26 protein-coding genes are annotated in these 25965 nt (G+C 62.1%); 22 read left to right on the top strand and 4 right to left on the bottom strand.

The window, feature by feature from the left end; translation table 11 throughout:
- The first annotated feature begins 322 nt into the window (after window positions 1-322).
- Both VFG26_RS09175 and VFG26_RS09170 read left to right on the top strand, forming a co-directional pair.
- Window positions 323-886 carry a hypothetical protein gene (locus VFG26_RS09175; protein ID WP_325024506.1) on the top strand — a complete coding sequence of 188 codons (564 nt, stop codon included), beginning with the start codon at window positions 323-325 and terminating at the stop codon, window positions 884-886.
- Entirely contained in the window at window positions 883-2427 is a 1545-nt protein-coding gene (locus VFG26_RS09170) for a PepSY-associated TM helix domain-containing protein (protein ID WP_325024504.1), read from the top strand. Before VFG26_RS09175 ends, VFG26_RS09170 begins: the two co-directional genes overlap by 4 nt.
- A gap of 48 nt (window positions 2428-2475) precedes the next feature.
- Here the strand turns inward: VFG26_RS09170 and VFG26_RS09165 are convergent, their stop codons facing one another.
- Window positions 2476-3372, bottom strand: a complete 897-nt coding sequence (locus tag VFG26_RS09165) for a MurR/RpiR family transcriptional regulator (RefSeq protein WP_325024502.1) — start codon at window positions 3370-3372, stop codon at window positions 2476-2478.
- A 459-nt stretch (window positions 3373-3831) separates the two neighbouring features.
- Between VFG26_RS09165 and VFG26_RS09160 the strand changes: the two genes are divergently transcribed.
- Window positions 3832-4590, top strand: a complete 759-nt coding sequence (locus tag VFG26_RS09160) for a TorF family putative porin (protein WP_325024500.1) — start codon at window positions 3832-3834, stop codon at window positions 4588-4590.
- Window positions 4591-4732: 142 nt separating this feature from the next.
- Here VFG26_RS09160 and VFG26_RS09155 read toward each other — a convergent pair whose 3' ends face one another.
- Window positions 4733-5632 carry a LysR family transcriptional regulator gene (locus VFG26_RS09155; RefSeq protein ID WP_325024498.1) on the bottom strand — a complete coding sequence of 300 codons (900 nt, stop codon included), beginning with the start codon at window positions 5630-5632 and terminating at the stop codon, window positions 4733-4735.
- Between the two features lie 124 nt (window positions 5633-5756).
- Here VFG26_RS09155 and VFG26_RS09150 point away from each other — a divergent pair, with 124 nt between their 5' ends.
- Window positions 5757-6623 (top strand): NmrA family NAD(P)-binding protein, encoded by an 867-nt coding sequence (locus VFG26_RS09150; RefSeq protein WP_325024496.1) that lies wholly within the window; start codon window positions 5757-5759, stop codon window positions 6621-6623.
- A 16-nt stretch (window positions 6624-6639) separates the two neighbouring features.
- Here the strand turns inward: VFG26_RS09150 and VFG26_RS09145 are convergent, their stop codons facing one another.
- Window positions 6640-7758, bottom strand: coding sequence for a DUF2778 domain-containing protein (locus VFG26_RS09145; protein ID WP_325024494.1), 1119 nt, complete (start codon window positions 7756-7758; stop codon window positions 6640-6642).
- A 284-nt stretch (window positions 7759-8042) separates the two neighbouring features.
- On the opposite strand from VFG26_RS09145, the gene VFG26_RS09140 reads away from it, so the two are divergent.
- Window positions 8043-8492 carry a YaiI/YqxD family protein gene (locus VFG26_RS09140; RefSeq protein ID WP_325024492.1) on the top strand — a complete coding sequence of 150 codons (450 nt, stop codon included), beginning with the start codon at window positions 8043-8045 and terminating at the stop codon, window positions 8490-8492.
- A gap of 57 nt (window positions 8493-8549) precedes the next feature.
- On the opposite strand, the gene VFG26_RS09135 is transcribed toward VFG26_RS09140, so the two are convergent.
- Complete coding sequence (locus VFG26_RS09135) at window positions 8550-8876, bottom strand: hypothetical protein (protein WP_325024490.1); 327 nt, start codon at window positions 8874-8876, stop codon at window positions 8550-8552.
- A gap of 514 nt (window positions 8877-9390) precedes the next feature.
- Between VFG26_RS09135 and VFG26_RS09130 the strand changes: the two genes are divergently transcribed.
- The 17 genes from VFG26_RS09130 to nuoN all read left to right on the top strand — a co-directional run bounded on the left by VFG26_RS09130 (window position 9391) and on the right by nuoN (window position 25962).
- On the top strand, window positions 9391-9756 hold the full coding sequence (locus VFG26_RS09130; protein WP_325024488.1) for an NADH-quinone oxidoreductase subunit A: 366 nt from the start codon (window positions 9391-9393) through the stop codon (window positions 9754-9756).
- On the top strand, window positions 9747-10340 hold the full coding sequence (locus VFG26_RS09125; RefSeq protein WP_325024486.1) for an NADH-quinone oxidoreductase subunit B family protein: 594 nt from the start codon (window positions 9747-9749) through the stop codon (window positions 10338-10340). Before VFG26_RS09130 ends, VFG26_RS09125 begins: the two co-directional genes overlap by 10 nt.
- A gap of 29 nt (window positions 10341-10369) precedes the next feature.
- Window positions 10370-10975 carry an NADH-quinone oxidoreductase subunit C gene (locus tag VFG26_RS09120; protein WP_325024484.1) on the top strand — a complete coding sequence of 202 codons (606 nt, stop codon included), beginning with the start codon at window positions 10370-10372 and terminating at the stop codon, window positions 10973-10975.
- Window positions 10976-11126: 151 nt separating this feature from the next.
- Window positions 11127-11426, top strand: coding sequence for a hypothetical protein (locus VFG26_RS09115; protein ID WP_325024482.1), 300 nt, complete (start codon window positions 11127-11129; stop codon window positions 11424-11426).
- 12 nt (window positions 11427-11438) lie between these two features.
- Window positions 11439-11888 carry a thioesterase family protein gene (locus VFG26_RS09110; protein WP_325024480.1) on the top strand — a complete coding sequence of 150 codons (450 nt, stop codon included), beginning with the start codon at window positions 11439-11441 and terminating at the stop codon, window positions 11886-11888.
- Between the two features lies 1 nt (window position 11889).
- Window positions 11890-13080 (top strand): NADH-quinone oxidoreductase subunit D, encoded by a 1191-nt coding sequence (locus tag VFG26_RS09105; protein WP_325024478.1) that lies wholly within the window; start codon window positions 11890-11892, stop codon window positions 13078-13080.
- A gap of 129 nt (window positions 13081-13209) precedes the next feature.
- Window positions 13210-13689 (top strand): hypothetical protein, encoded by a 480-nt coding sequence (locus VFG26_RS09100; RefSeq protein ID WP_325024477.1) that lies wholly within the window; start codon window positions 13210-13212, stop codon window positions 13687-13689.
- Window positions 13690-13921: 232 nt separating this feature from the next.
- Window positions 13922-15115, top strand: a complete 1194-nt coding sequence (nuoE, locus tag VFG26_RS09095) for an NADH-quinone oxidoreductase subunit NuoE (RefSeq protein ID WP_325024475.1) — start codon at window positions 13922-13924, stop codon at window positions 15113-15115.
- Window positions 15116-15120: 5 nt separating this feature from the next.
- Complete coding sequence (nuoF, locus tag VFG26_RS09090; protein ID WP_325024473.1) at window positions 15121-16407, top strand: NADH-quinone oxidoreductase subunit NuoF; 1287 nt, start codon at window positions 15121-15123, stop codon at window positions 16405-16407.
- Window positions 16408-16420: 13 nt separating this feature from the next.
- Window positions 16421-18517, top strand: coding sequence for an NADH-quinone oxidoreductase subunit NuoG (gene nuoG, locus VFG26_RS09085; protein WP_325024471.1), 2097 nt, complete (start codon window positions 16421-16423; stop codon window positions 18515-18517).
- Between the two features lie 6 nt (window positions 18518-18523).
- The gene (gene nuoH, locus VFG26_RS09080) at window positions 18524-19594 is read left to right on the top strand and encodes an NADH-quinone oxidoreductase subunit NuoH (RefSeq protein ID WP_325024469.1); all 1071 of its coding nucleotides are present in this window, start codon (window positions 18524-18526) and stop codon (window positions 19592-19594) included.
- The gene (nuoI, locus tag VFG26_RS09075) at window positions 19591-20079 is read left to right on the top strand and encodes an NADH-quinone oxidoreductase subunit NuoI (RefSeq protein WP_045835622.1); all 489 of its coding nucleotides are present in this window, start codon (window positions 19591-19593) and stop codon (window positions 20077-20079) included. Before nuoH ends, nuoI begins: the two co-directional genes overlap by 4 nt.
- 11 nt (window positions 20080-20090) lie before the next feature.
- Window positions 20091-20741 carry an NADH-quinone oxidoreductase subunit J gene (locus VFG26_RS09070; protein ID WP_325024466.1) on the top strand — a complete coding sequence of 217 codons (651 nt, stop codon included), beginning with the start codon at window positions 20091-20093 and terminating at the stop codon, window positions 20739-20741.
- The gene (gene nuoK / locus VFG26_RS09065; RefSeq protein WP_092867593.1) at window positions 20738-21046 is read left to right on the top strand and encodes an NADH-quinone oxidoreductase subunit NuoK; all 309 of its coding nucleotides are present in this window, start codon (window positions 20738-20740) and stop codon (window positions 21044-21046) included. The genes VFG26_RS09070 and nuoK overlap by 4 nt, the downstream gene beginning before the upstream one ends.
- A 7-nt stretch (window positions 21047-21053) precedes the next feature.
- Complete coding sequence (gene nuoL, locus VFG26_RS09060; RefSeq protein WP_325024462.1) at window positions 21054-23012, top strand: NADH-quinone oxidoreductase subunit L; 1959 nt, start codon at window positions 21054-21056, stop codon at window positions 23010-23012.
- Window positions 23009-24508: an NADH-quinone oxidoreductase subunit M gene (locus VFG26_RS09055; RefSeq protein WP_325024460.1), complete on the top strand. Its 1500-nt coding sequence runs from the start codon at window positions 23009-23011 to the stop codon at window positions 24506-24508. The genes nuoL and VFG26_RS09055 overlap by 4 nt, the downstream gene beginning before the upstream one ends.
- The gene (nuoN, locus tag VFG26_RS09050) at window positions 24508-25962 is read left to right on the top strand and encodes an NADH-quinone oxidoreductase subunit NuoN (RefSeq protein WP_325024458.1); all 1455 of its coding nucleotides are present in this window, start codon (window positions 24508-24510) and stop codon (window positions 25960-25962) included. The genes VFG26_RS09055 and nuoN overlap by 1 nt, the downstream gene beginning before the upstream one ends.
- Window positions 25963-25965: the final 3 nt, after the last annotated feature.

Raw genomic sequence — 25965 nt, 5'->3', positions numbered from 1 at the left:
ACGCACGGGGCCTGAGGGCAGCAACAAGCTGCACCTAGGCAGCGTCGCTCCTCAAGCTTCCACGACGTTTTCTACGCCATTCGGCGTATGCGCGATTGATCCGAGCGCAGCTAAGCGCTGCCCTCAGCAGCGCTTCTAAAATCCGCCTGCTACTTTACAAAAATTGTAGACTTTCTTTTATGCCCCCATGATCATCGCGGGGACGCCACAAGCGACCCGCAGCGCAGCGCTGTGCCGCGATCAAAAGGATCGAGGCACGAGGCTGGCCGCGGATTTGCGAGAAGTTCAATCGCAGGGGAACGTTCCGATTCATACGCCTTCGATGACGCTGCTCGTCATATGCGCAATCGCCTTGATCGTTGCCGGTGTCCTGCTGCTGCGCGCCAGCTGGCGAGGCGCGCGCCGGCATAACCTGATCGTCGCCTTCGGCTGGCTCTTTATCGCAGCAAGCTTTGTCGTGATGAGCCACACGATGAGCGCAGAGCGAGCCGCTGCGTATGGAATCCTGGCGGTATCGCTCGCGGCCTACGCGATCGTCGCGATATCGAGCGAAGTGCGGAAACCCAATTCAAGATCATCAGCACAGCTCTCACTTGAGCCCGAAGCGCGCCCGACGAATTGGAAACGCGCCATCGCCAAAAGCTTGCTCGCCATCGTGCTGGCCGGCGTCGCTGCCATCGGTATCGGCGTTGCCTTCGCCGTCGCGATGCCCATGGGCCCGCACGACCGCATTGTGATCGGCGCGCTGCTTGTGCCCATCCTTTGGGGAGGCGGTATGGCCTGGACGCTCGCCGACGCCAAGCTCGGCCGGGCCACACTTATCCTTCTTGCGATTTCGGCGCTGAGTTACGCCATCGCCTTTCTCCCGAAAGTTCTCGCAGCATGAACGAAATGACGTCGAGCGCCGGCCGCCAGCCATCGCAAGTGCGCAAACGCCCGCTGCTGCCGCCGAAGTTCGTCCAGGCGATGCTGGCGGGCCATTCGGCACTGGGGCTCGCGTTCGCGGCGTTGATCTACATTGTGTGCCTAACCGGCACGCTGAGCGTGTTCCTCCACGACTTCCATCGCTGGGAACAGCCAGACGCGCCCCTTGCGTCCGGCCCGATCAAGACTGAGGCAATCGCGGAAGCAACGCGCGCCGGTCACGCGCAGGCGGTTGCCGACAATGTTGCTCAGGATCTTTTTCTCTTCCTTCCGAGCGCTCTCAGTCCGCGATTCCTCGTCACGTATTTCAATGACGCGGGCAAGGAGGGCGAATGGGTCGCCGACAACGACGGCCGACTGGTAACGCGCGTAGTCTCGCCGTGGTCCGAGTTTCTGGCGCACCTCCATATGGAGCTTCATCTGCCGCGCACCTGGGGGCTTTTCATCGTCGGCTTGACCGGCGTTGCGCTGCTTTCCTCGTTGATCTCGGGCCTGCTCGCACATCCGCGCATTTTCAAAGACGCCTTCGCTCTGCGTTGGGGACGATCAAAGCGCCTCCAGCAAGCGGACCTGCATAATCGCCTCGGCGTATGGGCACTGCCCTTTCACGTCGTCGTTTCATTGACCGGCGCGTTACTCGGACTGGCGACGTTGATCATCGGCGTCCTGGCTCTTGCGGCCTACAACGGCGATTCCGAGAAAGCGTTCGCGACGATTTTGGGCCCGCGCGCCGCGGTAACCGAAGAGCCGGCGCCGGTACCCGACGTTGCGCCGATGGTTGCGAGCGTGCAGAGCAAGGCTCCAAATGCCGAACTCGTAGCGGTGCACTATCAGCGCATCGCCACAAGTGGGCAGCACGTCAATTTGACGATGCGCACACCCGGGCATCTTGCGTTTGGTAACACCTATTACTTCGACGGCAACGGCAAGCCTCTCGGCGACGGCGGCCTGGAAGTGGGCGGTATCGGCCAGCAAATTCTGGGCGTGCTGCAGCCGTTGCACTTCGGTTGGTTCGGCGGCCTTGGGACGAAGGTCATCTATGCGCTACTTGGGCTGGCGATGACGATCGTCACGCAGACCGGCGTCGCTATCTGGCTGTCGCGCCGTCGCGATAAGGGCCTCCCCGCTGAGAAATGGGAGCGCTTGTGGTCAGCCGTGACCTGGGGGCAGCCCCTGGCGCTTGCGGCGTGTGCTTTCGCGTCTCTCTTCATCGGCGAAGAACTTCTCGTAGTGGTCTATCTTGCCGTCACCCTTGCCACGCTGGTGCTGGCCGCGGGAGTGCGCGAGGCGGCAACGGTAAGGCGTGCGTTCCAGGGATTGTCGGCCGTAGCACTTGCCGCTGTCGCCGTGCTCCACTTCAATCGCTGGCATGGATTGGCGTCGGATCCGGCGTCCGCTTGGATCGATGGCAGCTTGCTTCTAGCAGCCTTGCTATTCGCCTTGCTCGCGTTCCAGCCAAACGGCGAGGCCACCCGCAATCAGGCGGCCAAGGCGGCACTTTAGCTCCCTGCTGCAGGTCAGCGTGACGGAGAACGGCTCGTAAGTTCGGCTTTAACGGCCGCCTTCGTCCAACGGAATGCCGTCGCCGCGCGGCTGCTGCGCACCGTCGATGCTCGACGCGCCGTCTTCGCGGGACGTTATCATGAACGCGATGATGGCCTCGAGAAGTGCAATCAGTCCCAGACTCGAGGGAAAAACCGGCCGCGGCCGTATGGGCACCACAAACCGGTGAATTGCGCTCGTCATGATGGGGGAGGCGGGACTGTCGGACACGCCAATGACCCTCAGTCCGCGCGCTCCGGCGAGGGACACGGCCTCTACGACTTCATGCTGATACGGCTTGAATGCCATGGCGACGAGAACGTCGTCACGGGCGGCCCTTTGCAGCCCCTCTGCAGGGGACAGGCCATCGCGCGGGATGGCTATGACCTTCGCTCCCGCCATTCCAACGAGATAGGCAAAATAGGCGGCGATGGAGTTCACCATTCCCGTTCCCAGAACGTAGGTGGCCGGCGCTTGGGCGATAGCGTCCGCTGCGGCCTTGATTGCGGGCGATGTCGTCTCCGAAAAGAGGCGTTCCAGGCTCCCCAAAGACGCGGTTGCCAGATCCGCATAAAGGCTGGATCGCGTGTCCTCTGACGGGTGCGATTGGAGCCAGCTATCCCGCACGTGGGCATCGTCCCGGCCTTTGATGACCTCTTCCCGGAAGGGCTTGCGGAAATCCTCGTAACCCTCAAAGCCGATGGCGCGCGCCATCCGCACGAGCGTGTTGGGCTTCACGTCGGCCTGCTGCGCCATCTCTCGGACGGACGTCACGCTGATGAGGTTCGAATGCTCCAGAACATGGGTGGCAGCCTTCTTCAGCTCCGGGGTCAGCGTCCCAAGACTCCGGGTCAGTAGCCCCAGAACTTCGGCCGCCGATCGGGTCCGATTGAATGAATCGCTCATCTGTTCTCTTGGCAATAAGGCCGGAGCTAATTGAGCGCGCATATGCAAGTCGCGCAACGAGACGGAAAACGAGGTCAAAGAATTCGCGAAATCAGGGAAGCGAAACGGCCCCCCGATTCTATTTATCCGTACACACTCCAACACATTGACCGAATGTCATCAAGCCGACGCTGATGATAATTCAGGCGCTTATTGCGCAGGAGCCTCAATAAACAGCGGCGCGTACGAGGCAGCGCGTTCCCACCGCCCGATCAAAGCGAACAGTATTTAGGCAGATAAGCAATGTTTGTTGCCCCCGCGCCACAGCGAGACCGGGGAGGTACAAACATATGTACAATTAGATTGAATGACACGTCCGTACCATTGCACAAAAACATTCGCCTGACGTCGCCATGGGTTGACGCGGCTGAGGGGTCAGAGGGCGCTTGGGGGCGCCGCTCTGCAAGATAGGGGATTGAAATGTTGGGACGGAAAGTTACGGGCGGCGTTTTTGCGGCAGCCCTGGCAATGTTCGCCGGCGCGAACGTAGCGACAGCAGAAGACAGACAGTTTGGCTACGCGCTGACGATCACGGGTTCGTCGGACTATCTGTTCCGCGGCATTACGATGACGGATCACAAGCCGACGGCCAACGTGTACACCGAAGTCAGCTACGGCATTTTGTATGGTGCATTGTGGACCTCGACGCTGGACACCGGTTCCCTGGGCCCGTGGGAGCAGGATATCATGGTTGGTATCCGTCCGGTCACCGGTCCGGTCAGCTGGGATCTGCAGGCACTGTGGTATGTCTTCGGTAACCGCGATCACGGCCCGTACGGCTCGGTCTCCGATACCGATTATTTCGAATTCAAGATCGGCGCGACGACCGAGATCCGCACGGGTCTGACGATCGGTGCCAACGTCTACCTGACGCCTGATCAGGGTTATGCCGCCACCGACAACATCTCGGTCGAAGGCACGATCTCCTACGATCTGCCGAAGTTCGGTATTTTCGCGCCGCAGTTCAGCGGCTTGGTCGGCTACTCGGATTCTGGCACGAACCGTTACTTCGAGACGGGCTATTGGCTCGGCGAGCAGTCCTACACGTATTGGAACGCTGGCATTAAGGTCAACGTCGACAAGTTCTTCATGGACTTCCGCTACTCGGGCACGGACCTCAACCACGCAGATGCTGACGACCGTTTCGTCTTCTCGGCTGGCGTGAACCTGCTTCCGTAATCAGAACATTCCGGCCGCCCCTCTCAGGCGGCCGGAAGACGCTGGAGTTTGATCTCTCTCAAGTTCCCAGCTGATCGGCCGCTGCACACCCCCGTGCGGCGGCTTTCGTTTGTGAAATGCCGATTGAGGTGCGCCGCAGGTTTCAGCGCACCGCATCTAAAATGAAATCCACGAACGCCCGGACCTTCGCCGCGGGATGGTGCCGCGAAGGATAGTAGGCAAAGAGCGGGAATGTCTCATCCGCCCAAGCCGGAAAGAGTTCGACGAGCTTTCCGCTCCGGATGAGATCGCCGGCCGCGACCGCGAAGACTTGGGCAATACCCGAGCCCGCCAGCGCTTCCGTCAGCATCGTCCCCGCATCGCTCAACAGCAGCCGGCTATTGGTCTTCACAGTCACGATCTTCCGGCCCTGGTGAAACTCCCACTCATAGGCCCGCCGCGTCTGCGGATCGCGCAAGTCGATGCACGTGTGCCGGACGAGATCCATCGGGCGCTTCGGCTGTCCGTGGCGCTTCAAGTAACTCGGCGCCGCTACGGTGATTATTCGCAGCTCGGCGAGCTTCCGAACGATGAGCGCGGAGGGGGGAGGCTCGCCGAATCGCACCGCTACGTCGATGCCGTCGCTGACGAGGTCGCCGATCTGCTCACGCGTCACGCAGTCGAGTTCGAGCTCCGGATAAAGTTCCAGAAAGCGGCCAAGCCGCCCCGGTAGGATGAGCTGGGAAACGACCGGATCGATATTCACCCGCAATCGCCCGCGCACGCTGTTGGCTGCGCCCGAAGCGATGATCGCCGCATCCTCGATGTCCGCGAGGCTCGGTTTGACGCGTTCGTAGAACCGGCGGCCCTCATCGGTCAGCGCAACCGACCGCGTCGTGCGGTCGAGAAGGCGCACGCCGATCCGCTCTTCCAGCCGAGACACTGCCCGGCTGACGCCAGAGGTGGTGATGCCGAGCGCCTCGGCCGCGCGCACAAAGCTTCCGCCTTCGATCACCGCCGACAGGACCGTCACGCCGGAAAGCAGTCGTCCGTCGAAAGCCATTTTCGGTACGCCGCAAACATTGAGTTTCAGTCATTAATGATTGGACAAAACGAAAATTCAGTCAACGGTACGATCTAGGCAAAGTACGCGCTGTGCAAACGTTCTGACAGCGAGGAAGACGAAATTGTATGCGATCACAGGAATAACCGGTCAGGTCGGCGGCGCCGTCGCCCGCACGCTATTGGAGGGCGGCTACCCGGTCCGCGCCGTCATGCGAAACGCCGCAAAGAGCGAGAGGTGGGCCAAGCTCGGCTGCGAGATTGCCGTCGCGGAAATGACGGATGGCGCCGCGCTCATGGAAGCCTTTTATGACGTAGACGGCGCATTCATCCTGCCGCCGCCCGAATTCGATCCGCAGCCGGGCTTCCCCGAAGCCTTGGCCGTGATCGAGGCCGTCAAAGACGCTCTCCACACCGCTCGCCCCCGCAATGTCGTTTGCCTATCGACGATCGGCGCGCAAGCAACGCAGCCCAATCTGCTGACGCAGCGAATGCTAATGGAGGAGGCGCTTCGCAAATTGCCGGTGCCGGTCACGTTCTTGCGCCCGGCCTGGTTCATGGAGAACTTCGCCTGGGATGTCGCGTCAGCCCGCGCGAAGGGTGTGATCGCGTCATTCCTCCAGCCGCTCGACAAACCCGTTCCGATGATCGCGACGGAAGACGTCGGCCGGCTCGCGGCAGAACTACTGCGTGAGAACGAGAAACGTAGCCGCGTCGTCGAGCTGGAAGCAGCTAGGCGCTATTCGCCCAATGACGTCGCAGGAACCTTTGCAAAGATACTAGACCACTCGGTGCGAGCAGAAGCCGTGCCGCGCGAGACGTGGGCGTCGCTATTCGCTTCGCAAGGGATGAAAAATCCCACACCTCGCATTCAGATGCTCGACGGCTTCAACGAAGGATGGATCGAATTTGAAGGCGCGCCAGAAACAATTGTGAAAGGCGTAACCGGGCTCGAAACCGTGCTGAAGGGCTTGGTCGAAGCTGCGCCGTAGACGCGGCCTCTTGCGGTCACTTGAACAGCGACGTCAGCGAGAATGACGACGCCACGACGACGGGCGGGTTCTCGGCCACCTGCGGATAAGGCTCATCGATATAGACGCTGACGCCCGTCGCCCTGCGATCCTTGATCAGGGAGGCGACATACGCCCAGCCCTTCGCCTCGAGCCCGAGGCAGGCTTCCGACATCTCGCCCTTCAGCCGCTCGTGAATGGCGATGTTGCCGCGCGCCAGGATCGCAGCGGTCTGTTGAGGTGTGAACCGGTCCCGGTTCCACAACTTCCGCAAATAGATACCGGCGACGTTTCTCTTCGTCTTAGGACCCCACGTGATGCGCGGTCCGCTCTCCGATCCGAAAGAGTATTCGCCCGGCGGCAGCGGTCCGACCGCGCGCGCCGCGAGGCAATCGGGATCGGGGTTGTTCCGGCAGACGTCGCGGCCGGAGATGGCCCAGGCAATCGTTTTGCCGCTGACCGAAGCGTTATCCGAAATGACGAACAGGCGGCCGGTGCGGATGGTGTAGCCGAGGCGGAACGTCGGAACCGTCAGCGGCACTTCGTAGACGACGTCGTCGTACGGATTGCAGATTTCGCCGCCCGTCAGCTTACGCGGAAAGCCGTTGAGATGAATGGTGACGTAGTCGACGCCGGGCGCGCAATCCCATTGCGGCAACGGCTTCCGGGCAGCAAGCGAAGCCGCCGACGGCAGCGGCTTGGGCGCCGGCGCTGGGCCGGCAGAGATCGTGGGCTTCTCAACGATCGGCGGCGGAACTTTGATCGCCGGTGCGATCACCTTCGGCATATGCCGGATCTGCTCGCACTTCGGAGAGACCTTCGGCGGCTGGATCTGCTTCACCGCGAGCTTGCGGGCAACGGAGCTTTCCGCGCCCGCTTTGATGTAGGCCGAAATCAGCGCCTGCTGAACCTCGATCTGCTCCTGCGAGAGTTCAAAAATGCACTCCTCATAGATCTGATCGCCAACCTGGCTGAAGAAGTCGGCGATCTGCCCGGCAGCCGCCGCGCCTGCTGCGGCCTTCGCATCGATCTTTACGGGCTGCTGCGCATGGCCGAGGTGAGCCGTGAGCAGGAGGCTCGCAACGGCCATGAAAAATGCGGAGTGCAATCGAAGCATGCGTTTTCTGAAATTGGCCGAAGAGAGGATCGGGGCCTGCGGCTCTTCGATCGCCCACACCCCGCCCAAAGGCGTGCGATGGCACAGCCTGTACATCCCTTCGTTCCCCGTCGCGCAGCCATAGCCCATGAGCCTTTCCTAACCTAAAACTCTGGGCAAGAGAGTGGCTATCTGAAAGCTGCGTTCATTTCCTCAACCAGTCACTGCGCGGGCCGGGGTAAGCTCGCGGCGTGAATAAGGAATAGCCACGCGCGAGCGGCACATGCGGGAGAGATAATTCCGAAATGCAAATCTACGTCGACGCGGACGCCTGCCCGGTGAAAGCCGAGGTCGTGCGCGTTGCCACCCGGCACGATATTCCCGTCCATATGGTCGCCAACAGTTGGATGCGGATCGACGCGAACCCGCTGGTCAAGCTCGTCATTGTCCAGGAAGGGCCTGACGCGGCAGACGATTGGATCGCCGAGCGGGTGGGCCCGTCCGACATCGCGGTGACGGCGGACATCTTGCTGGCAGCGCGGTGCTTGAAAGCCGGCGCCCAGTGCATCGGGCCCACGGGCAAAGCATTCAGTGACGCCAACATCGGCATGGCCCTCGCAATGCGCGATATGCAGCGGCATCTGCGCGAAACCGGGGAAAGCCGGGGTTTCAACCCGGTGTTTACGCCGCGCGACCGCTCGCAGTTCTTGCAGGCGCTGGAAAACGCGGTCCAGGTGTCGAAGCGAAAAGGCTAGGCCGCGATCTCCATGCCGCCCGCAACCGGCATGGAGAAAGCGAATCCGTACGAGGGATCAGCGCCAGCCGCGATGACCGCCATGGCCATGCCAGCCTCGGCCCCAGCCGCGGCCGCCGCCATACCATCCGTGGCGCCAACGAGGGCCATAGCCCCAGCGATAAGGATAGTACCCGGCGTAATAGGGATAGGGACGATAGAAGCGCGGGCGGTAATACGCAGGACCGTAATAGCGCGGGCCCTCGTAAACCGGGCCCTCGTATTCTTCCTCGATGACGGCGCCGCGACCTGCGCAGCAATCAGGACCAAGATCCGCCGCCTTGGCTGTGTGAGGCGCGAAACTCGCTGCCGCGAGAACGGGAATTGCAAATAGTAGATTACGCATGAGACGCTCCCTGCCAAACCGCATTCAAGAGACGCTTTGAGCCGTGAATGGTTGCTGAACAATCGGGACGATTCGAGCGAGTTAATCCGCACAAAGAAAATGCTCAAAGCCGAGGTAATGGAAGTCGAATTGGAGATTGCATCTCGGCATTCGCCAAAGAGCGAAATGCAGGCTTCAGCGAAGAGCAATGGGCCTTTGGAAAGGATGCCGGGCAGCTTTCTGAGGTGCGGTCGTACCACTCGATGATTCGTACCAGTCGCCTGAGCCAGACCAGCTATCGAGCAACCGCATAGTTGCGTCTCGAATTTCGCAAAGCCCTCGGCGTCGGCCCGGATGGGCCGTGTGACAGATTGCCATGCCGGGTGCAAAAGGATGCCTTGCCTCAACACTTCTTTGGGTGAGTAATTCTCGCCGGGAGCAGGGGTGTTGCGCGGGGCAACGGGCTGAGTTAACACCGGGGCTCTGGCGACAGCGTCGAGACGTTGAGCTCAGCCGTGTTAACGGATTGACGGCGATGATTGATCTTACCTCGCAGTACCTGCCGATCGCGATTTTCATCGGTGTCGCGCTGTTCATCGGCGCTTCTTTGATGATCGCGCCGTTCCTCGTGGCCGTCCGGAACCCGGACCCCGAGAAAGTCTCCGCTTACGAATGCGGCTTCAGCGCCTTCGACGACGCGCGCATGAAGTTCGATGTGCGGTTCTATCTCGTGTCGATCCTCTTCATCATTTTCGATCTCGAAATCGCCTTCCTCTTTCCCTGGGCCGCAGCCTTCCGGGACATCGGCGTGTTCGGCTTCTGGTCGATGATGGTGTTTCTCGGCGTGTTGACCGTCGGCTTCATCTACGAATGGAAGAAGGGCGCGCTGGAATGGGATTGATCCTGAACGACGAGCGTCCGGGCGGCCTGATCTTGGATCGGGCCTTTGAACGCGCACAGGAAGGCGCACCGGGCGCAGTCTCGCGTGCCGCCGACCCCTTCTTCACCGACGTTTCCAACGAGCTGGCCGACAAGGGCTTTCTCGTCACCAGCCTCGACGATCTGGTCACCTGGGCCCGCACCGGCTCGCTGATGTGGATGACCTTCGGGTTGGCCTGCTGCGCCGTCGAGATGATGCAGGCGTCGATGCCGCGTTACGACGTCGAGCGCTTTGGCTTTGCGCCACGCGCTTCGCCTCGCCAGTCCGACGTCATGATCGTCGCCGGTACGCTGACCAACAAGATGGCCCCGGCGCTCCGCAAGGTCTACGACCAGATGCCGGAGCCGCGCTACGTCATCTCGATGGGAAGCTGCGCCAACGGCGGCGGCTACTATCACTATTCATACGCCGTGGTCCGTGGCTGCGATCGCATCGTGCCGGTCGACGTCTATGTGCCCGGATGCCCGCCGACCGCCGAAGCGCTGCTGTACGGAATTTTGCTGCTGCAACGCAAGATCCGGCGCACCGGCACCATCGAACGCTAACAGAGCCGATTTTTGGAGATCGTCACGCGATGACGGAGCTGATTGCGCTGCAGGAGACCGCCAAGGCGGCAGCGGGCGATGCCCTACGGCACGCAATCATTTCCTATGATGAGCTGACGATCACCGTTGCGCGCGAGAATATCGTCCAAGTTCTGACGCGGCTCCGCGACGACCCGAAGTGCCAGTTCGAAGTCCTGATCGATATCTGCGGTGTCGATTATCCCGAGCGCGCAGAACGGTTTGACGTCGTCTATCACCTGCTGTCGATGCGCCTCAATCAGCGCCTCCGGGTCAAGATCTCGACTGACGAGGCGACCCCGGTGGCCAGCGTCAACGACGTCTACCCCGCCGCCAACTGGTACGAGCGCGAAGCCTACGATCTCTACGGCATCCGCTTCACGGGCCATCCGGACCTGCGCCGCATCCTCACCGACTACGGCTTCCAGGGCCACCCGCTGCGCAAGGACTTCCCGCTCACCGGCTACGTCGAAGTGCGCTACGACGATGAAAAGAAACGCGTCGTCTACGAGCCGGTGAAGCTCACGCAGGAATTCCGCGAGTTCGATTTCGAAAGCCCTTGGGAAGGCCCGAGTCACGTGCTTCCCGGCGATGAGAAAGCCGGCCGGACGTCGTGAAACACGGGCCTGCCGTCAACTCCGGCTTCCCGGCGCAAGGCCGTCCCCTTGAATTCCGCACGTTGGGCGGTCCTTCGCTTCCAATTGGGGCCCGCACGGTTCAATAGTCCTTTCACGGGAGACTGGCGTGATTCGTGAGGGCAGGGTTGGAATGCAGTTCGAGACCAGTGTCGCGCTAGCGGCAACTCTCATGATAGGCGCTTTCATCCTGGACTGGCCGCGCGCCGTCGCCGGCCTGATACTCGGAATGGTCTGCCGCTACCTGCCCTACGGTACGATCACGGTTCCAGCCGGCGTCGTCGTCATCTCCGCGCTGGCAGAACTGGTCTATCCCTGGTTCGGACGCTCCACAGGGCCGCACTTCTGGGGGTTTTTCTTCGGGATGTTCGCGGTCGCAGGCACAGCGTCAAGCCTCTATATTACGATACGCAACTTAAAAGACCGGCTCTGAGGGGCGAGGACCGTGAAAGACACGCTTCGCGCTGGCGAGAAAACGTCCTTTTCCTTCCGCGTGCCCGCCACGAAGACCGTGCCGCATCTCTATCCGGAAGCGCACGAGTTCCAGCTGATGCCGACCGTTTTCGCGACCGGCTTCATGGTCGGACTGATGGAATGGACGTGCCTCAACATCATCGCGCCCCACCTCGACGAGGGCGAGGGCTCGCTCGGCATTCACGTCAATGTTTCGCATGTCGCAGCCACCTTGCCCGGACAGACGGTGACCGTGGACGCCGAGTGCACGAAAGTCGCAGGCCGGCGCTTATTCTTTCATGTCAAAGCACATGATGGGATTGATTTAATCGGCGAGGGCGAGCATCAGCGTATGATCGTGAGCTGGGACAAGTTCGAGAAGAGAGTGAACCACAAGGCGAAGCTCGCCCGGGTGGCACCGATTAGCCGCGGGACCGTTTGAAATGGCCGAGACTGAGATCCGCAACTTCAACATCAATTTCGGGCCGCAGCACCCGGCCGCGCACGGCGTGCTGCGCTTGGTGCTCGAGCTCGACGGCGAGGTCGTGGAGCGCGTCGATCCGCATATTGGCCTTCTGCATCGCGGCACCGAAAAGCTCATCGAGCACAAGACGTACATGCAGGCGATCGGCTATTTCGACCGGCTCGACTACGTCGCGCCGATGAACCAGGAGCATTCCTTCTGCCTCGCGGCAGAAAAGCTGCTCGGCCTCGAAGTGCCCTACCGTGCGCAGCTCATCCGCGTGCTCTATTCCGAAATCGGCCGTTTGCTGTCGCATCTTCTGAACGTCACGACCCAGGCAATGGACGTCGGCGCGCTGACGCCGCCGCTCTGGGGCTTCGAAGAGCGCGAAAAGCTGATGGTGTTCTACGAGCGCGCCTCGGGCTCGCGCATGCACGCCAAGTATTTCCGCATGGGCGGCGTCCATCAGGATCTGCCGGAGCAGTTGATCGACGACATTTACGCCTGGTGCGATCCGTTCCTGAAAGTCGTTGACGACATCGACGGCCTGCTGACCGAAAACCGCATTTTCAAGCAGCGCAACGTCGACATCGGCGTCATTTCGCTCGATGAGGCGTTCGCCTGGGGCTTCTCCGGCGTCATGGTGCGCGGCTCGGGCGCCGCCTGGGATCTGCGCAAGTCGCAGCCCTACGAATGCTACGCCGACCTCGATTTCGATATCCCGATCGGCAAGAACGGCGACTGCTACGACCGCTACCTCATCCGCATGCAGGAGATGCGGGAGTCGGTGAAGATCATGAAGCAGTGCTGCGAACTCTTGAAGTCGCCGCGCGGGAAGGGCCCGCACGTGGCCGACAACAAAAAGGTCGTGCCGCCGAAGCGGGGTGAGATGAAGCGCTCGATGGAAGCGCTGATCCACCACTTCAAGCTCTATACCGAGGGTTTTCACGTGCCGCCCGGCGAAGTCTACGCCGCGGTCGAAGCGCCCAAGGGCGAGTTCGGCGTCTATCTCGTGTCGGACGGCTCCAACAAGCCCTACCGCTGCAAGATCCGCGCTCCGGGCTTCCCGCATCTGGCCGCGATGGATCACATGAACCGCGGCCACATGCTGGCCGACGTTTCAGCCATCCTGGGGTCTCTCGACATCGTCTTCGGCGAAATCGATCGCTGATACGCGAGACGCGTACCGGGGAGGCTGTTCTCCTGGCCCCCGAAGCCCACGAAAAAAACTTATCCCCGCGCCTCCCGGGTTGGGTACGATGCGTCGGTGAGTTGAGTAACGATGGGCAAGGAGCCGCGTATGCTTCCCGGTGCAGCGCCAACGGTGGATAACCTGTTTCTGCTTGCCGTGGCCGCGGTCGGTTGGGGCTTGAGCTTAGCGACCTACCGGCTTTTCGCCCGCTCGCGCAGCTGGCCCATGGGCACGTTGCAAACCGATGTGCCGTTCATCCCAGTTTTGATCGGGCTCGCGGGCCTGTTCGCCGGTTTGCTCTTTGCAACGGTGCGCGGCGCCGAGGATGGCGGCTGGCTGATCATCGTGCTTGGCCTCTTGTTTGCGGCGCTGTGGACGGGATTGTTGCGTGTCGCCTCGCAACTCTCACTGTTTCTCGCGCCAGTCGCCACGTTTCTGCTGCTGCTCGGATGGCTGGCTTTGCCGCTTGGATTCTCTGAACGCCGATGGGCATTGGAAACGCCCGGCGAGACGCTTCAGCGTCGCGGAATTCTCACGCCGGATGCAGCTCAGGCTGTACCGGCGGTTCCCTCGAATCGCGCGCGGTAGCCGCGAGCTTTTCGTCGCACCCGAATTCACGCGAATATCGTTGCCACACCACCCAAATGGCTAGGCAAATACTTGCCTTGTCGTCGCATTCCTCGTACTTGGACCGCGTAGCGACCGAGGGGTTGATGTCGCTCAGCGAGTCGACATTGGGGCGAGACGGGCCAAAGCGCTTTCGTGACTTTGGAGACGTTGGGAATTCGGCGCCACACGACTGAAGTTCGAGGAGCCTTGGATGGCCGTTCGCCGACTGAATCCGGTGCAGCCTGCGCACTTCGCCTTCACGCCCGAAAATCTGGCGTGGGCGAACGAGACGATCGCAAAATACCCTGAAGGCAAACAGGCATCCGCGATCATCCCGCTTCTTTGGCGCGCTCAGGAACAGGTGGGCTGGCTCCCGGAACCCGCAATCAGGCTCGTCTGCGATATGCTGGGCATGGCCTACATTCGCGGCCTGGAAGTCGCGACTTTTTACACGATGTTCCAGCTTTCACCTGTCGGCACGAAGGCCCATATACAGGTGTGTGGCACGACGCCGTGCATGCTGCGGGGTTCGGGCGAACTCATCTCCGTCTGCAAGAGCCGGATCCATGACCATTCGCATACGCCGAACGCCGACGGCACGCTGTCGTGGGAAGAGGTCGAGTGCATCGGCGTCTGCGCGAACGCTCCGGTCGTCCAGGTCGGCGCAGATACGTACGAAGATCTGACGCCCGGTGAGTTGAACAAGATTATCGATGCCTTCGTGGCAGGCCGGCAGGTGAAGCCCGGCTCGCAGATCGGCCGCGTCGCATCGTGCCCGGCAACGGGGCCGACGACGTTGAGCGATCCGGCGCTCTACGACGGCTCGACGATCGGCGCCTGGAAGAAGCGTTTCGAAGAGACGTCAGGTGGCGCTGCCGACAAGGCGCAGGAAACCGCGCCCGCATCCGCGCTTGCCTCGCCCGAACATAAGGCTGAGGTCGCCGCGGGGACGTCGCCATCTTCACCAGGTGGAGCAGGCGCCAAGGCTACGCAGCTCCATCCGGCAGCGCTGACGGCAATGGCGAACGCCGGCCTCGTGAAGGAACTCGAGGAGCGCAGCGGCGGCAAGGCGCTCACCGCCGGCGAGCTCGACAGGATCAAGGCGGACATGCTCCGCGATCGGGCGATTGCAGGCGCAGCAGGCCGGAACGTCGAGCCAGAGCTTTTGAAGAAGCCGCGCGGCGGCAAGGCCGATGATCTGACGCTGATTTCGGGCGTCGACAAGGATGCCGCCGATAAGCTCCACGCAATCGGCATCTGGCATTTCGACCAGATCGCCAAGTGGACGCCGCAGAACGTCGCTTGGTTCGAAGTCCAGGTGGATGGTTTCATGGGCCGGGTTTCGCGTGACAAATGGATCGAGCAGGCGCAGAAGCTCGCATCCGCCAAAGGGTCGAAGGGGTAGCGCACATGCTGCATGATCGCGACCGCATATTCCGCAATATTTACGGCTTCCACGATGTCGGCCTCAAAGGCGCGATCAGCCGTGGCGCGTGGGACGGCACGAAATTCTTCATCGATAAGGGTCACGACTTCATCATCGATGAGGTGAAGAAGTCGGGCCTTCGTGGCCGTGGCGGCGCCGGCTTCCCGACGGGCCTCAAGTGGTCGTTCATGCCGAAGGCCGACGTGCGGCCGAGCTATCTCGTCATCAACGCCGACGAGTCCGAGCCCGGCTCCTGCAAGGATCGCGAGATCCTGCGCCACGATCCGCATCTGATGATCGAAGGTGCGCTGCTAGCCTCGTTCGCGATGCGCGCCCACACCTGCTACGTTTACGTGCGCGGCGAATACATTCGCGAGCGCGAAGCGCTCCAGCGCGCCATCGATGAAGCCTACGCGGCCAAGCTCATCGGCAAGAACAACGTCCACGGCTGGGACTTCGACATCTACGTCCACCACGGCGCCGGCGCCTACATCTGCGGCGAAGAAACCGCGATGCTCGAAAGCCTCGAAGGCAAGAAGGGCCAGCCACGCCTGAAGCCGCCGTTCCCGGCGAACGTCGGCCTCTATGGTGCGCCGACCACGATCAACAACGTCGAAAGCATCGCGGTGGCGGGCGAAATCCTGCGTCGCGGCGCGGCCTGGTTCGCAGCACTCGGCAAGCCCAACAACACCGGCACGAAGCTCTTCCAGATCTCGGGCCACGTCGAACGCCCGTGCGTCGTCGAAGAAGAGATGGGCATTCCGCTCAAGGAACTCATTGACAAGCATTGCGGCGGCATCCGCGGCGGCTGGGATAATCTGCTCGCCGTCATTCCGGGCGGCTCGTCCGTTCGTTGCATCACGGCCGAACAAGCCGAAGCCGTGACGATGGACTTCGACGCGCTGGGCAAGCTCGGCTCGGGTCTCGGCACCGCCGCCGTGATCGTGATGGACAAGTCGACCGACATCATCGCCGCGATCCGGCGCATCGCCTACTTCTACAAGCACGAGAGCTGCGGACAGTGCACGCCGTGCCGCGAAGGCACCGGCTGGATGTGGCGCGTGCTCGAGCGTATGGAGCGCGGCGAAGCGGAGAAGCGCGAGATCGATCTGCTGTTCGACGTCACGAAGCAGGTCGAAGGCCACACCATTTGCGCGCTCGGCGACGCAGCGGCCTGGCCCGTTCAAGGTCTGATCAAGAACTTCCGTCCGGTAATCGAAGCACGTATCGACGATTACACGGCAAAGCACGCCCGCGTGGCGGCAGAGTAGGCGGCAGGAAACCATGCCCAAGCAACTGATTGTCGACGGCATACCGATCGAGGTCGAAGACGGCACGACGCTGATGCACGCCTGTGAAATGGCGGGCTCGGTCATTCCGCGCTTCTGCTATCACGAGCGCCTGTCGATCGCGGGCAACTGCCGTATGTGCCTCGTCGAGGTCGAAGGATCTCCGAAGCCCGTCGCGTCATGCGCGATGCTCGTCAACGATCTGCCGCCCAACAAGGATGGTTCGCCCAAAGTCGTGAACACCGGCTCGCCGATGGTGAAGAAGGCGCGCGAAGGGGTGATGGAGTTCCTGCTCATCAATCACCCGCTCGACTGCCCCATCTGCGATCAGGGCGGCGAATGCGATCTGCAAGATCAGGCGATGGCCTTCGGCATGGGCGGCTCGCGCTATCACGAGAACAAGCGCGCCGTCGAAGAAAAGCACATCGGCCCGCTCATCAAGACGATGATGACGCGCTGCATCCACTGCACGCGCTGCGTCCGCTACATGACGGAAGTGGCCGGCGTCGAAGAGCTGGGCCTCATCGGCCGTGGCGAAGACGCCGAAATCACGACCTATCTCGAGCGCGGCATTCTCTCTGAGATGAGTGCCAACGCCGTCGATCTTTGCCCGGTCGGCGCGCTCACCCATCGTCCGTGGGCTTTTGCTGCCCGCCCGTGGGAAATGGAAGCCTTTGAAACGATCGACGTGATGGACGCCGTCGGCTCCTCGATCAGCGCCGACGTGCGCGGCGCCGCCGTCATGCGCATTCTTCCGCGCAACAACGACGCCGTGAACGAGGAATGGATTTCCGACAAGACGCGCCACGTCGCCGACGGCCTGAAGACGCAGCGTCTAGATCAGCCCTACATCCGCAAGAGCGGCCGCTTTGAGCCGGCAAGCTGGGATGAAGCGCTGAATCTCGTCGCCGCGAAATTGAAGGCGGCATCCGCTGCTAAGATCGGTGCCGTTGCAGGCGATCTCGCGGGCGCCGAAGAAATGTTCGCGCTGAAAGATCTCTTGACGAAGCTCGGCGCAACGTCGCTCGATTGCCGCCAGGCCGGCGACAAGCTCGACCCGAAACTCGGCCGCGCCAGCTATCTCTTCAATTCCGGCATCGAAGGCATCGAGCAGGCGGACGCGATCCTCATCGTCGGCGCCAACCCGCGTCTCGAAGCGGCCGTCCTCAATGCTCGCATCCGCAAGCGCTGGCGCAACGCACCGACCAAGATCGCGCTTGTCGGCGCCAAGGTCGATCTCGCATACCCGTACGAGTATCTGGGCGCAGGTCCCGAGACGCTGGCCGACATCGCGAACGGCAAGCATCCCTTCGCCGAAGTCCTGAAGACGGCGGCAAAGCCGATGGTCATCGTGGGGCAGGGCGCATTCGCCCGCGCCGACGGTCTCGCTTCGCTGTCGCTGGCGGCACGCATCGCGCTGGCCGCCTCGGCCGGCAAAGACGCAAGCTGGAATGGCTTCAACGTCCTGCACACCGCGGCGGCCCGCGTCGCCGGTCTCGATCTGGGCTTCGTGCCGGATAAGGGCGGCAAGGACGTCGCTGGAATTCTCGGCCCCGACATGGAGTTCGTCTATCTCCTCGGCGCCGACGAATGCGATGTCTCGAAGCTGAGCTCCTCCGCGTTCGTCGTCTACCAGGGAACGCACGGCGACAAGGGCACCGAGCGCGCCGACGTCATCCTGCCGGGCGCAGCCTATACCGAGAAGAGCGCAACGTTCGTCAACACCGAAGGCCGCGCGCAGCAGACGCTCCGGGCGGTGTTCCCGCCCGGCGCCGCCAAGGAAGACTGGACGATCATTCGCGCGCTCTCCGAACGCGCCGGCGCCAAGCTGCCCTACGACACGATCGAGCAGCTTCGCGCCGCCATGTACCGCGCGAGCCCGCAGCTCGCAGCCATCGACACGATCGAGACGCGCGCCGTCTCCGGTCTCGAGACGCTGGCCAAGCTGTCGGGTCAGCCCTCATCGGAGCCCTACGCGCCGGTGATCGCAGACTTCTATATGACGAACCCGATCGCGCGCGCATCCGCCGTCATGGCGGGCATGAGCGCGCTCCGGGCCTCCCATGAACAGAAACTCAACGCAGCGGAATAGGGACACATGCTCGAGTCGCTGCAGACATTTATGAACGACTACGGCTGGAACGTGCTGATCATCGTCGGCTTCTCGCTGCTGATGCTCGTCGTGCTCCTCGTCATCATCGCCTTCCTGCTCTTGATGGATCGCAAGGTCTGGGCCGCCGTGCAGATGCGCCGCGGTCCGAACGTCGTCGGGCCCTTCGGCCTGTTGCAGTCGTTCGCCGACCTTCTGAAGTTCGTCCTGAAAGAGCCGATCATCCCGTCGGGATCCGATAAGGCCGTCTTCCTGCTGGCGCCGCTTGCCACGGCAACGTGCGCGTTGGCGTCCTGGGCCGTCATCCCGGTGAACGAGAACAGCTGGGGCCGTTGGGTGATCTCCGACATGAACGTCGGAATCCTCTACTTGCTCGCGATCTCCTCGCTCGGCGTCTACGGCATCATCATGGGCGGCTGGGCGTCGAACTCGAAATACCCGTTCATGGGCGCGCTTCGCTCCGCCGCGCAGATGGTGTCCTACGAGGTCTCGATCGGCTTCGTCATCATCTCCGTGCTGCTCTGCGTTGGCTCGCTCAACGTGACGGACGTTGTGAACGCGCAGAAGGCGGGCATCGGCACCACGGTCGGAGCTCCAAACTCGTTCCTCGATTGGTACTGGCTGCCGCTCTTCCCGATGTTCGTGATCTTCTTCATCTCAGCATTGGCTGAGACGAACCGGCCGCCGTTCGACCTCGTCGAAGCTGAATCCGAACTCGTCGCCGGCTTCATGGTCGAGTACTCCTCGACGCCGTATCTGCTCTACATGCTGGGAGAGTACGTCTCGATCGTCGCGATGTGCGCGATGACAACGATCCTCTTCCTTGGAGGCTGGCTGCCGCCGGTTGACATCTGGCCGCTCAACGCCATGCCGGGGCTCTTCTGGTTCCTGCTCAAAGTCGTGTTCGTCTTCTTCATGTTCGCCATGGTGAAGGCGATGGTGCCGCGGTTCCGCTACGATCAGTTGATGCGCCTCGGATGGAAGGTGTTCCTGCCGCTGTCGCTCGTCATGGTCGTCATCACGGCCGCCGTGCTCCAATTCGGAGGTTTCCTCTCATGAGTGTAGCGCGCGCTGCAAAGTCGCTTTTCCTCTTGGAGTTCGTCTCGGCGTTCTTCCTGACGATGCGCTACTTCTTCTCGCCGAAGAAGACGCTGAACTACCCCTACGAAAAAGGCCCGCTGTCGCCGCGCTTCCGCGGTGAGCACGCGCTGCGCCGCTATCCCAATGGCGAAGAGCGCTGCATTGCGTGCAAGCTTTGCGAAGCGATCTGCCCGGCGCAGGCGATCACGATCGAGGCCGGCCCCCGCCGCAATGACGGCACCCGCCGCACGACGCGCTACGACATCGATATGACGAAGTGCATCTATTGCGGCCTGTGCCAGGAAGCCTGCCCGGTCGATGCGATCGTCGAAGGTCCGAACTTCGAGTTCGCGACCGAGACGCGCGAAGAACTTTTCTACGACAAGGACCGGCTGCTCGCGAACGGCGACCGCTGGGAACGCGAAATCGCAAAGAACATCGCGCTCGACGCGAAGTACCGATAGAAGGCAAGGCGATGGCATCGGCGCTCTTTTTCTATCTCTTTGCAGTGCTCGCGGTGGCATCGGGCGCGGCCGTCATTCTGGCTAAGAACCCTGTCCACGCTGTCCTGTTCCTGATCCTGGCGTTCTTCAACGCGGCGGGACTCTTCGTGCTGCTCAACGCCGAGTTCCTGGCGATGCTGCTCGTCATCGTCTACGTCGGCGCCGTCGCGGTGCTCTTCCTGTTCGTTGTCATGATGCTCGACGTCGACTTCGCGCAGTTGAAGGCAGGCTTCGTCAAGAATGCGAAGATCGGCGCGCTCATCGGCGGTATCGTTCTGCTCGAGCTGATCGCGCTCTTTGGCTACCGTGGGCTGTCGCTATCGCCGGCCATGAGCCCGGCCGCACCCATTCCGGCTGCGGACTCTGGCGTTACCAACACCCAGGCGCTGGGCCAGCTGCTCTACACGCAGTACGTCTATTTCTTCCAGAGCGCGGGCCTCATCCTGCTCGTCGCGATGATCGGCGCGATCGTGCTGACGCTGAAGCACCGGTCGGCCGTCAAGCGCCAGTCGATCGCAGCGCAGGTCGCGCGCGGTCCCGCAACCGGCCTCGAAGTCATCAAGGTTCCGAGCGGCGGCTCCGTCATCCCGCCTGCCGCCAAGCATCCGGAGGTCGCCGAATGACCATTGGTCTCGGGCACTATCTCGTCGTTGCCGCGTGCCTTTTCACGCTCGGCATCTTCGGCATCTTCCTGAACCGTAAGAACGTCATCGTCATCCTGCTCTCGATCGAGCTGATGCTGCTTGCGGTGAACATCAACCTCGTCGCGTTCTCTCATTTCAACGGCGACCTCGTCGGCCAGATCTTCGCGCTCTTCGTATTGACTGTCGCCGCGGCCGAATCCGCCATCGGTCTCGCGATCATGGTCGTCTACTTCCGCAACCGCGGCTCCATCGCGGTCGAAGACATCAACATGATGAAGGGGTGAGGCGGGAATGATTTACGCCGCCATCGTTTTTCTGCCGCTTGCAGGCGCGCTGATCGCGGGCTTCTTCGGCCGTGCCATCGGCGACAGGCCGAGCGAGATCGTCACGACCGCGTTCCTGATGATCGCAGCCGTGCTGTCGTGGGTCGTCTTCGTTCAGGTCGGCTTCGGGCATGAGACGCGCGAGATCACGCTTCTGCGCTGGATCACCTCGGGCGAACTCGACGTCTCATGGTCGCTGAAGATCGACACGCTGACCTCTGTCATGCTCGTCGTGGTCACGACCGTCTCGTCGCTCGTGCATCTCTATTCCATCGGCTACATGCACGAGGATCCCTCGCGGCCGCGGTTCTTCGCCTACCTCTCGCTCTTCACCTTCGCGATGTTGATGCTGGTGACGAGCGGCAACCTCGTGCAGATGTTCTTCGGGTGGGAAGGCGTCGGTCTCGCATCCTATCTGCTCATTGGCTTCTGGTATCAGAAGCCCGAAGCCAATGCCGCGGCGATGAAGGCCTTCATCGTCAACCGCGTCGGCGACTTCGGCTTCTCGCTCGGCATTTTCGGCCTGTTCTTCGTCTTCCACACGGTGAACCTCGACGCGCTCTTCGCGGCTGCGCCGAGCGCCGTCGGCAAGAGCTTCAATTTCGCGGGCTACGAAGTCGACATCCTGACCACGCTCTCGCTCCTGCTGTTCGTCGGCGCGATGGGCAAGTCCGCACAGTTCCTCTTGCACACGTGGTTGCCGGACGCGATGGAAGGCCCGACGCCGGTCTCCGCGCTGATCCATGCCGCGACGATGGTGACGGCCGGCGTGTTCATGGTCGCCCGCCTGTCGCCGATCTTTGAACTGGCGCCGAACGCGCTCGTTGTCGTGACGTTCATCGGCGCGATCACAGCGTTCTTCGCAGCAACCGTCGGCCTCGTGCAGAACGACATCAAGCGCGTCATCGCGTATTCGACGTGCTCGCAGCTCGGCTACATGTTCGTCGCCTGCGGTATCGGCGCGTACGGCGTCGCCGTGTTCCATCTCTTCACACACGCCTTCTTCAAGGCGCTGTTGTTCTTGGGCGCGGGCTCGGTAATTCACGCCATGCATCACGAGCAGGATATGCGCGCGATGGGCGGACTGCGGAAGAAGATCCCGTACACGTTCGCGGCCATGCTGATCGGCACGCTCGCCCTGACCGGCGTCGGCATCCCGCATCTCGTGGGCTTTGCAGGCTTCTATTCAAAGGATGCCATCATCGAGGCGGCGTACGCAGCCAACACGCCCAACGGCTACGCGTTCTGGCTGCTCGTTGTCGCGGCGCTGATGACGTCGTTCTACTCCTGGCGTCTGATCTTCATGACCTTCTACGGCCAAACGCGCGCCGATCATCACACCTTTGATCACGCGCATGAAAGCCCGCCAACCATGATGGTGCCGCTCGTCGTGCTCTCGCTCGGCGCGGTCCTGGCCGGCATTCTCTTCGCGCCCTACTTCATGGGCCACGACGAGAGCGCGTTCTGGGGCGCTGCAATCTTCCGCGGCGAGCACAATCACATCCTGCACGAAATGCATCAGGTGCCGGGATGGGTCCCTTACTCGTCGCTGATCGCCATGCTCGCGGGCTTCGGCATCGCCTGGGTCTACTACATCGGAGCGCCCTGGCTGCCGGCAGCAACGGCTCGGACCTTCCGTCCGCTCTACCTGTTCCTGCTCAACAAGTGGTACTTCGATGAGCTCTACAATCTGATCTTCGTGCGGCCTGCGTTCGCGATCGGCCGCTTCCTCTGGAAGGACGGCGACGGTGCCGTCATCGACGGCGCAATCGACGGCACGGCAGCAGGCGTCGTCCGTATCACTGACCGCGTCGTCAAGATGCAGACGGGCTACATGTACCACTACGCCTTCGCGATGCTGATCGGCGTCGCGGCCATCCTGACATGGCTCACCTATAACGGGCTCTTTGGCGGGGTGCTCAAATGAGCAACATTCTCTCTGTCGTCACCTTCCTGCCGCTCGTCGGCGCGCTGCTCATTGCTACGCTCAACGCTGAAGCCAAGGGCAACGCGCGCTGGATCGCGCTCTGGACGACGCTCGTCACCTTCGCGGTATCGCTGCTGATCTGGATCAACTTCGATAACAACACCGCGGGCTTCCAGTTCGTCGAAGAGCACGCCTGGCTCGGGCCGCTGAAATACAAGATGGGCGTCGACGGCATCTCAATGCTGTTCGTCATCCTGACGACGTTCCTGATGCCGATCTGCATCCTGGCGAGCTGGGTGTCGATCGAGAACCGCGTCAAGGAATACATGATCGCGTTTCTCGTCCTGGAAACGCTGATGCTGGGCGTCTTCTGCGCGCTCGACATGGTCCTCTTCTACCTCTTCTTCGAGGGCGGCCTGATCCCGATGTTCATCATCATCGGCGTCTGGGGCGGCAAGCGGCGCGTCTACGCGAGCTTCAAGTTCTTCCTCTATACGTTGCTCGGTTCCGTGCTGATGCTGCTCGCCATGATGGCGATGTACTGGCACGCCGGCACGACCGACATCCCGACGCTGCTGCAGACGAAGTTCCCGCCTGAAATGCAGTGGTGGCTATGGATCGCGTTCTTCGCATCCTTCGCGGTGAAGATGCCGATGTGGCCGGTCCACACCTGGCTTCCCGACGCGCACGTCGAAGCGCCCACCGCCGGATCCGTCATCCTCGCCGGCATCCTCCTGAAGATGGGCGGCTACGGCTTCTTGCGCTTCTCGCTGCCGATGTTCCCGAACGCGTCCGCCGATCTGGCGCCGCTCGTCTATACGCTCTCGATCGTCGCCATCATTTACACCTCGCTCGTCGCGCTGGTGCAGGAAGACATCAAGAAGCTCATCGCTTACTCGTCCGTCGCCCACATGGGCTACGTGACGATGGGCATCTTCACGGCCTCGCAGCAGGGCATCGACGGCGCCATCTTCCAGATGCTGTCGCACGGCCTCATCTCGTCGGCGCTCTTCCTCTGCGTCGGCGTCATCTATGACCGCACGCACACGCGCGAGATCGCGGCCTACGGCGGCCTTGTCGAACGCATGCCGAAGTACGCCGTCGCCTTCATGGTGCTCACCATGGCGAACGTCGGCCTGCCTGGCACGAGCGGCTTCATCGGCGAATTCCTGACGCTGCTTGCGGCCTTCAAGGCCAACACCTGGGTCGCGATCCTGGCGACGACCGGCGTCATCCTGTCGGCCGCCTACGCGCTTTACCTCTACCGTCGCGTGGTGTTCGGCGTGCTCGATAAGCCGGCGCTCAAGAAGCTTCTCGATCTCTCCCCGCGCGAGATCGCGATCCTGGCGCCGCTGCTGATCTTGACGATTTTCTACGGTGTCTATCCCGCTCCCGTCCTCGACGTGACGGCGACATCGGTGAAGAACCTCGTCCAAAACTATCAATCCGCACAGGGGACGGCGGCCGCATCGGCGGCGCCTGAAGGAACCCAATAATGGATAGCTCGGTCCTACATGTCGTTCTGCCGGAGCTGATACTCGCGATCGGCGCCATCGCGCTGCTGATGGTCGGCGTCTTCTCGAAGGACGGCGAAGCGGCCGGCCGCACGGTGACGTGGCTGGCGATCGCCGTGTTGATCGTTGCTGCCTTCGCGGTTTTCGAAGGCAGCGGCTCGTCCGCCATCTTCGGCGGCGCCTTCGTCTCCGACGGATTCACCCGCTTCCTGAAGATCGTCATCCTGATCGGCGCGGCGTTGACGCTGCTGATGACGTTCGACACCTTCGGCCGCGCAAAGCTCTTGCTGTTCGAATATCCGGTGCTCGTGCTTCTCGCGACGCTCGGCATGCTGATGATGGTCTCGGCCAACGACCTCATCGCGCTCTATCTTGGCCTCGAGCTGCAGTCGCTCGCGCTCTACGTCGTCGCCGCCTTCAAGCGCGAAGACGTGCGATCGAGCGAAGCGGGCCTGAAGTACTTCGTCCTCGGCGCGCTGTCGTCGGGCATGCTGCTCTACGGCGCTTCCATGCTCTATGGCGTCACCGGCTCGACGAGCTACGCCACGATCGCCTCGGCCGCGAGCATGCCGGAAATGGCATCGAACATCGGCCTGACGTTCGGCCTCGTGTTCGTTCTCGTGGGATTGGCGTTCAAGGTCGCCGCCGTGCCGTTCCACATGTGGACGCCGGACGTCTATCAAGGCGCGCCGACACCCGTGACCGCCTTCTTCGCGGGAGCGCCCAAGATCGCGGCCATGGCACTTCTGTTGCGCTTTACGCAGGTGGCGCTGCCGGGCATCGCCTCGCAGTGGCAGCAGATCATCATCTTCGTCGCCATCGCCTCGATGGCGCTCGGCTCGTTCGCGGCGATCGGCCAGAACAACGTCAAGCGCCTGCTCGCCTACTCCTCGATCGGCAACGTCGGCTTCGCCCTGATCGGGCTTGCGGCCAACAACACCGAGGGCACCGCCGGCGTTCTAATTTACCTCGTGATCTACGTCGCCATGACGCTCGGCGCCTTCGCCTGCGTTCTCGCGATGCAGCGCGATGGCCGCAACGTCGAAAGCATTTCCGACCTGTCGGGACTGGCCAAAACCAACCTGACGTTCGCGACGGTCCTGGCCGTGCTGATGTTCTCGCTGGCCGGCATCCCGCCGCTCGCGGGCTTCTGGGCCAAGTGGTACGTGTTCCTGCCGGCGATCAAGGCGGGCCTTTACCCGCTCTCGGTCATCGGCGTCGTCACCAGCGTCGTCGGCGCCTACTACTATCTGCGGGTCGTGAAGATCATGTTCTTCGATGAGCCGGCAGAGCGCTTCTCGCCGACCGAAGGCCGGACCTTTGCAGTCATGGCGCTGTCGGCGGCCTTCGTCGTGGCATTCGTTCTGCCCTTCGTCGGCGGCACCGTGGTGGATGCAGCAACAGCCGCAGCTTCGGTGCTAGTGCCCGCAAAGTAGCTC

Origin of the sequence: Hyphomicrobium sp., assembly GCF_035687085.1 — a bacterium.
GTDB lineage: Bacteria > Pseudomonadota > Alphaproteobacteria > Rhizobiales > Hyphomicrobiaceae > Hyphomicrobium_B.
Note: the sequence above shows the minus strand (reverse complement) of the source record. Positions and strands in the feature narration are given on the sequence as shown.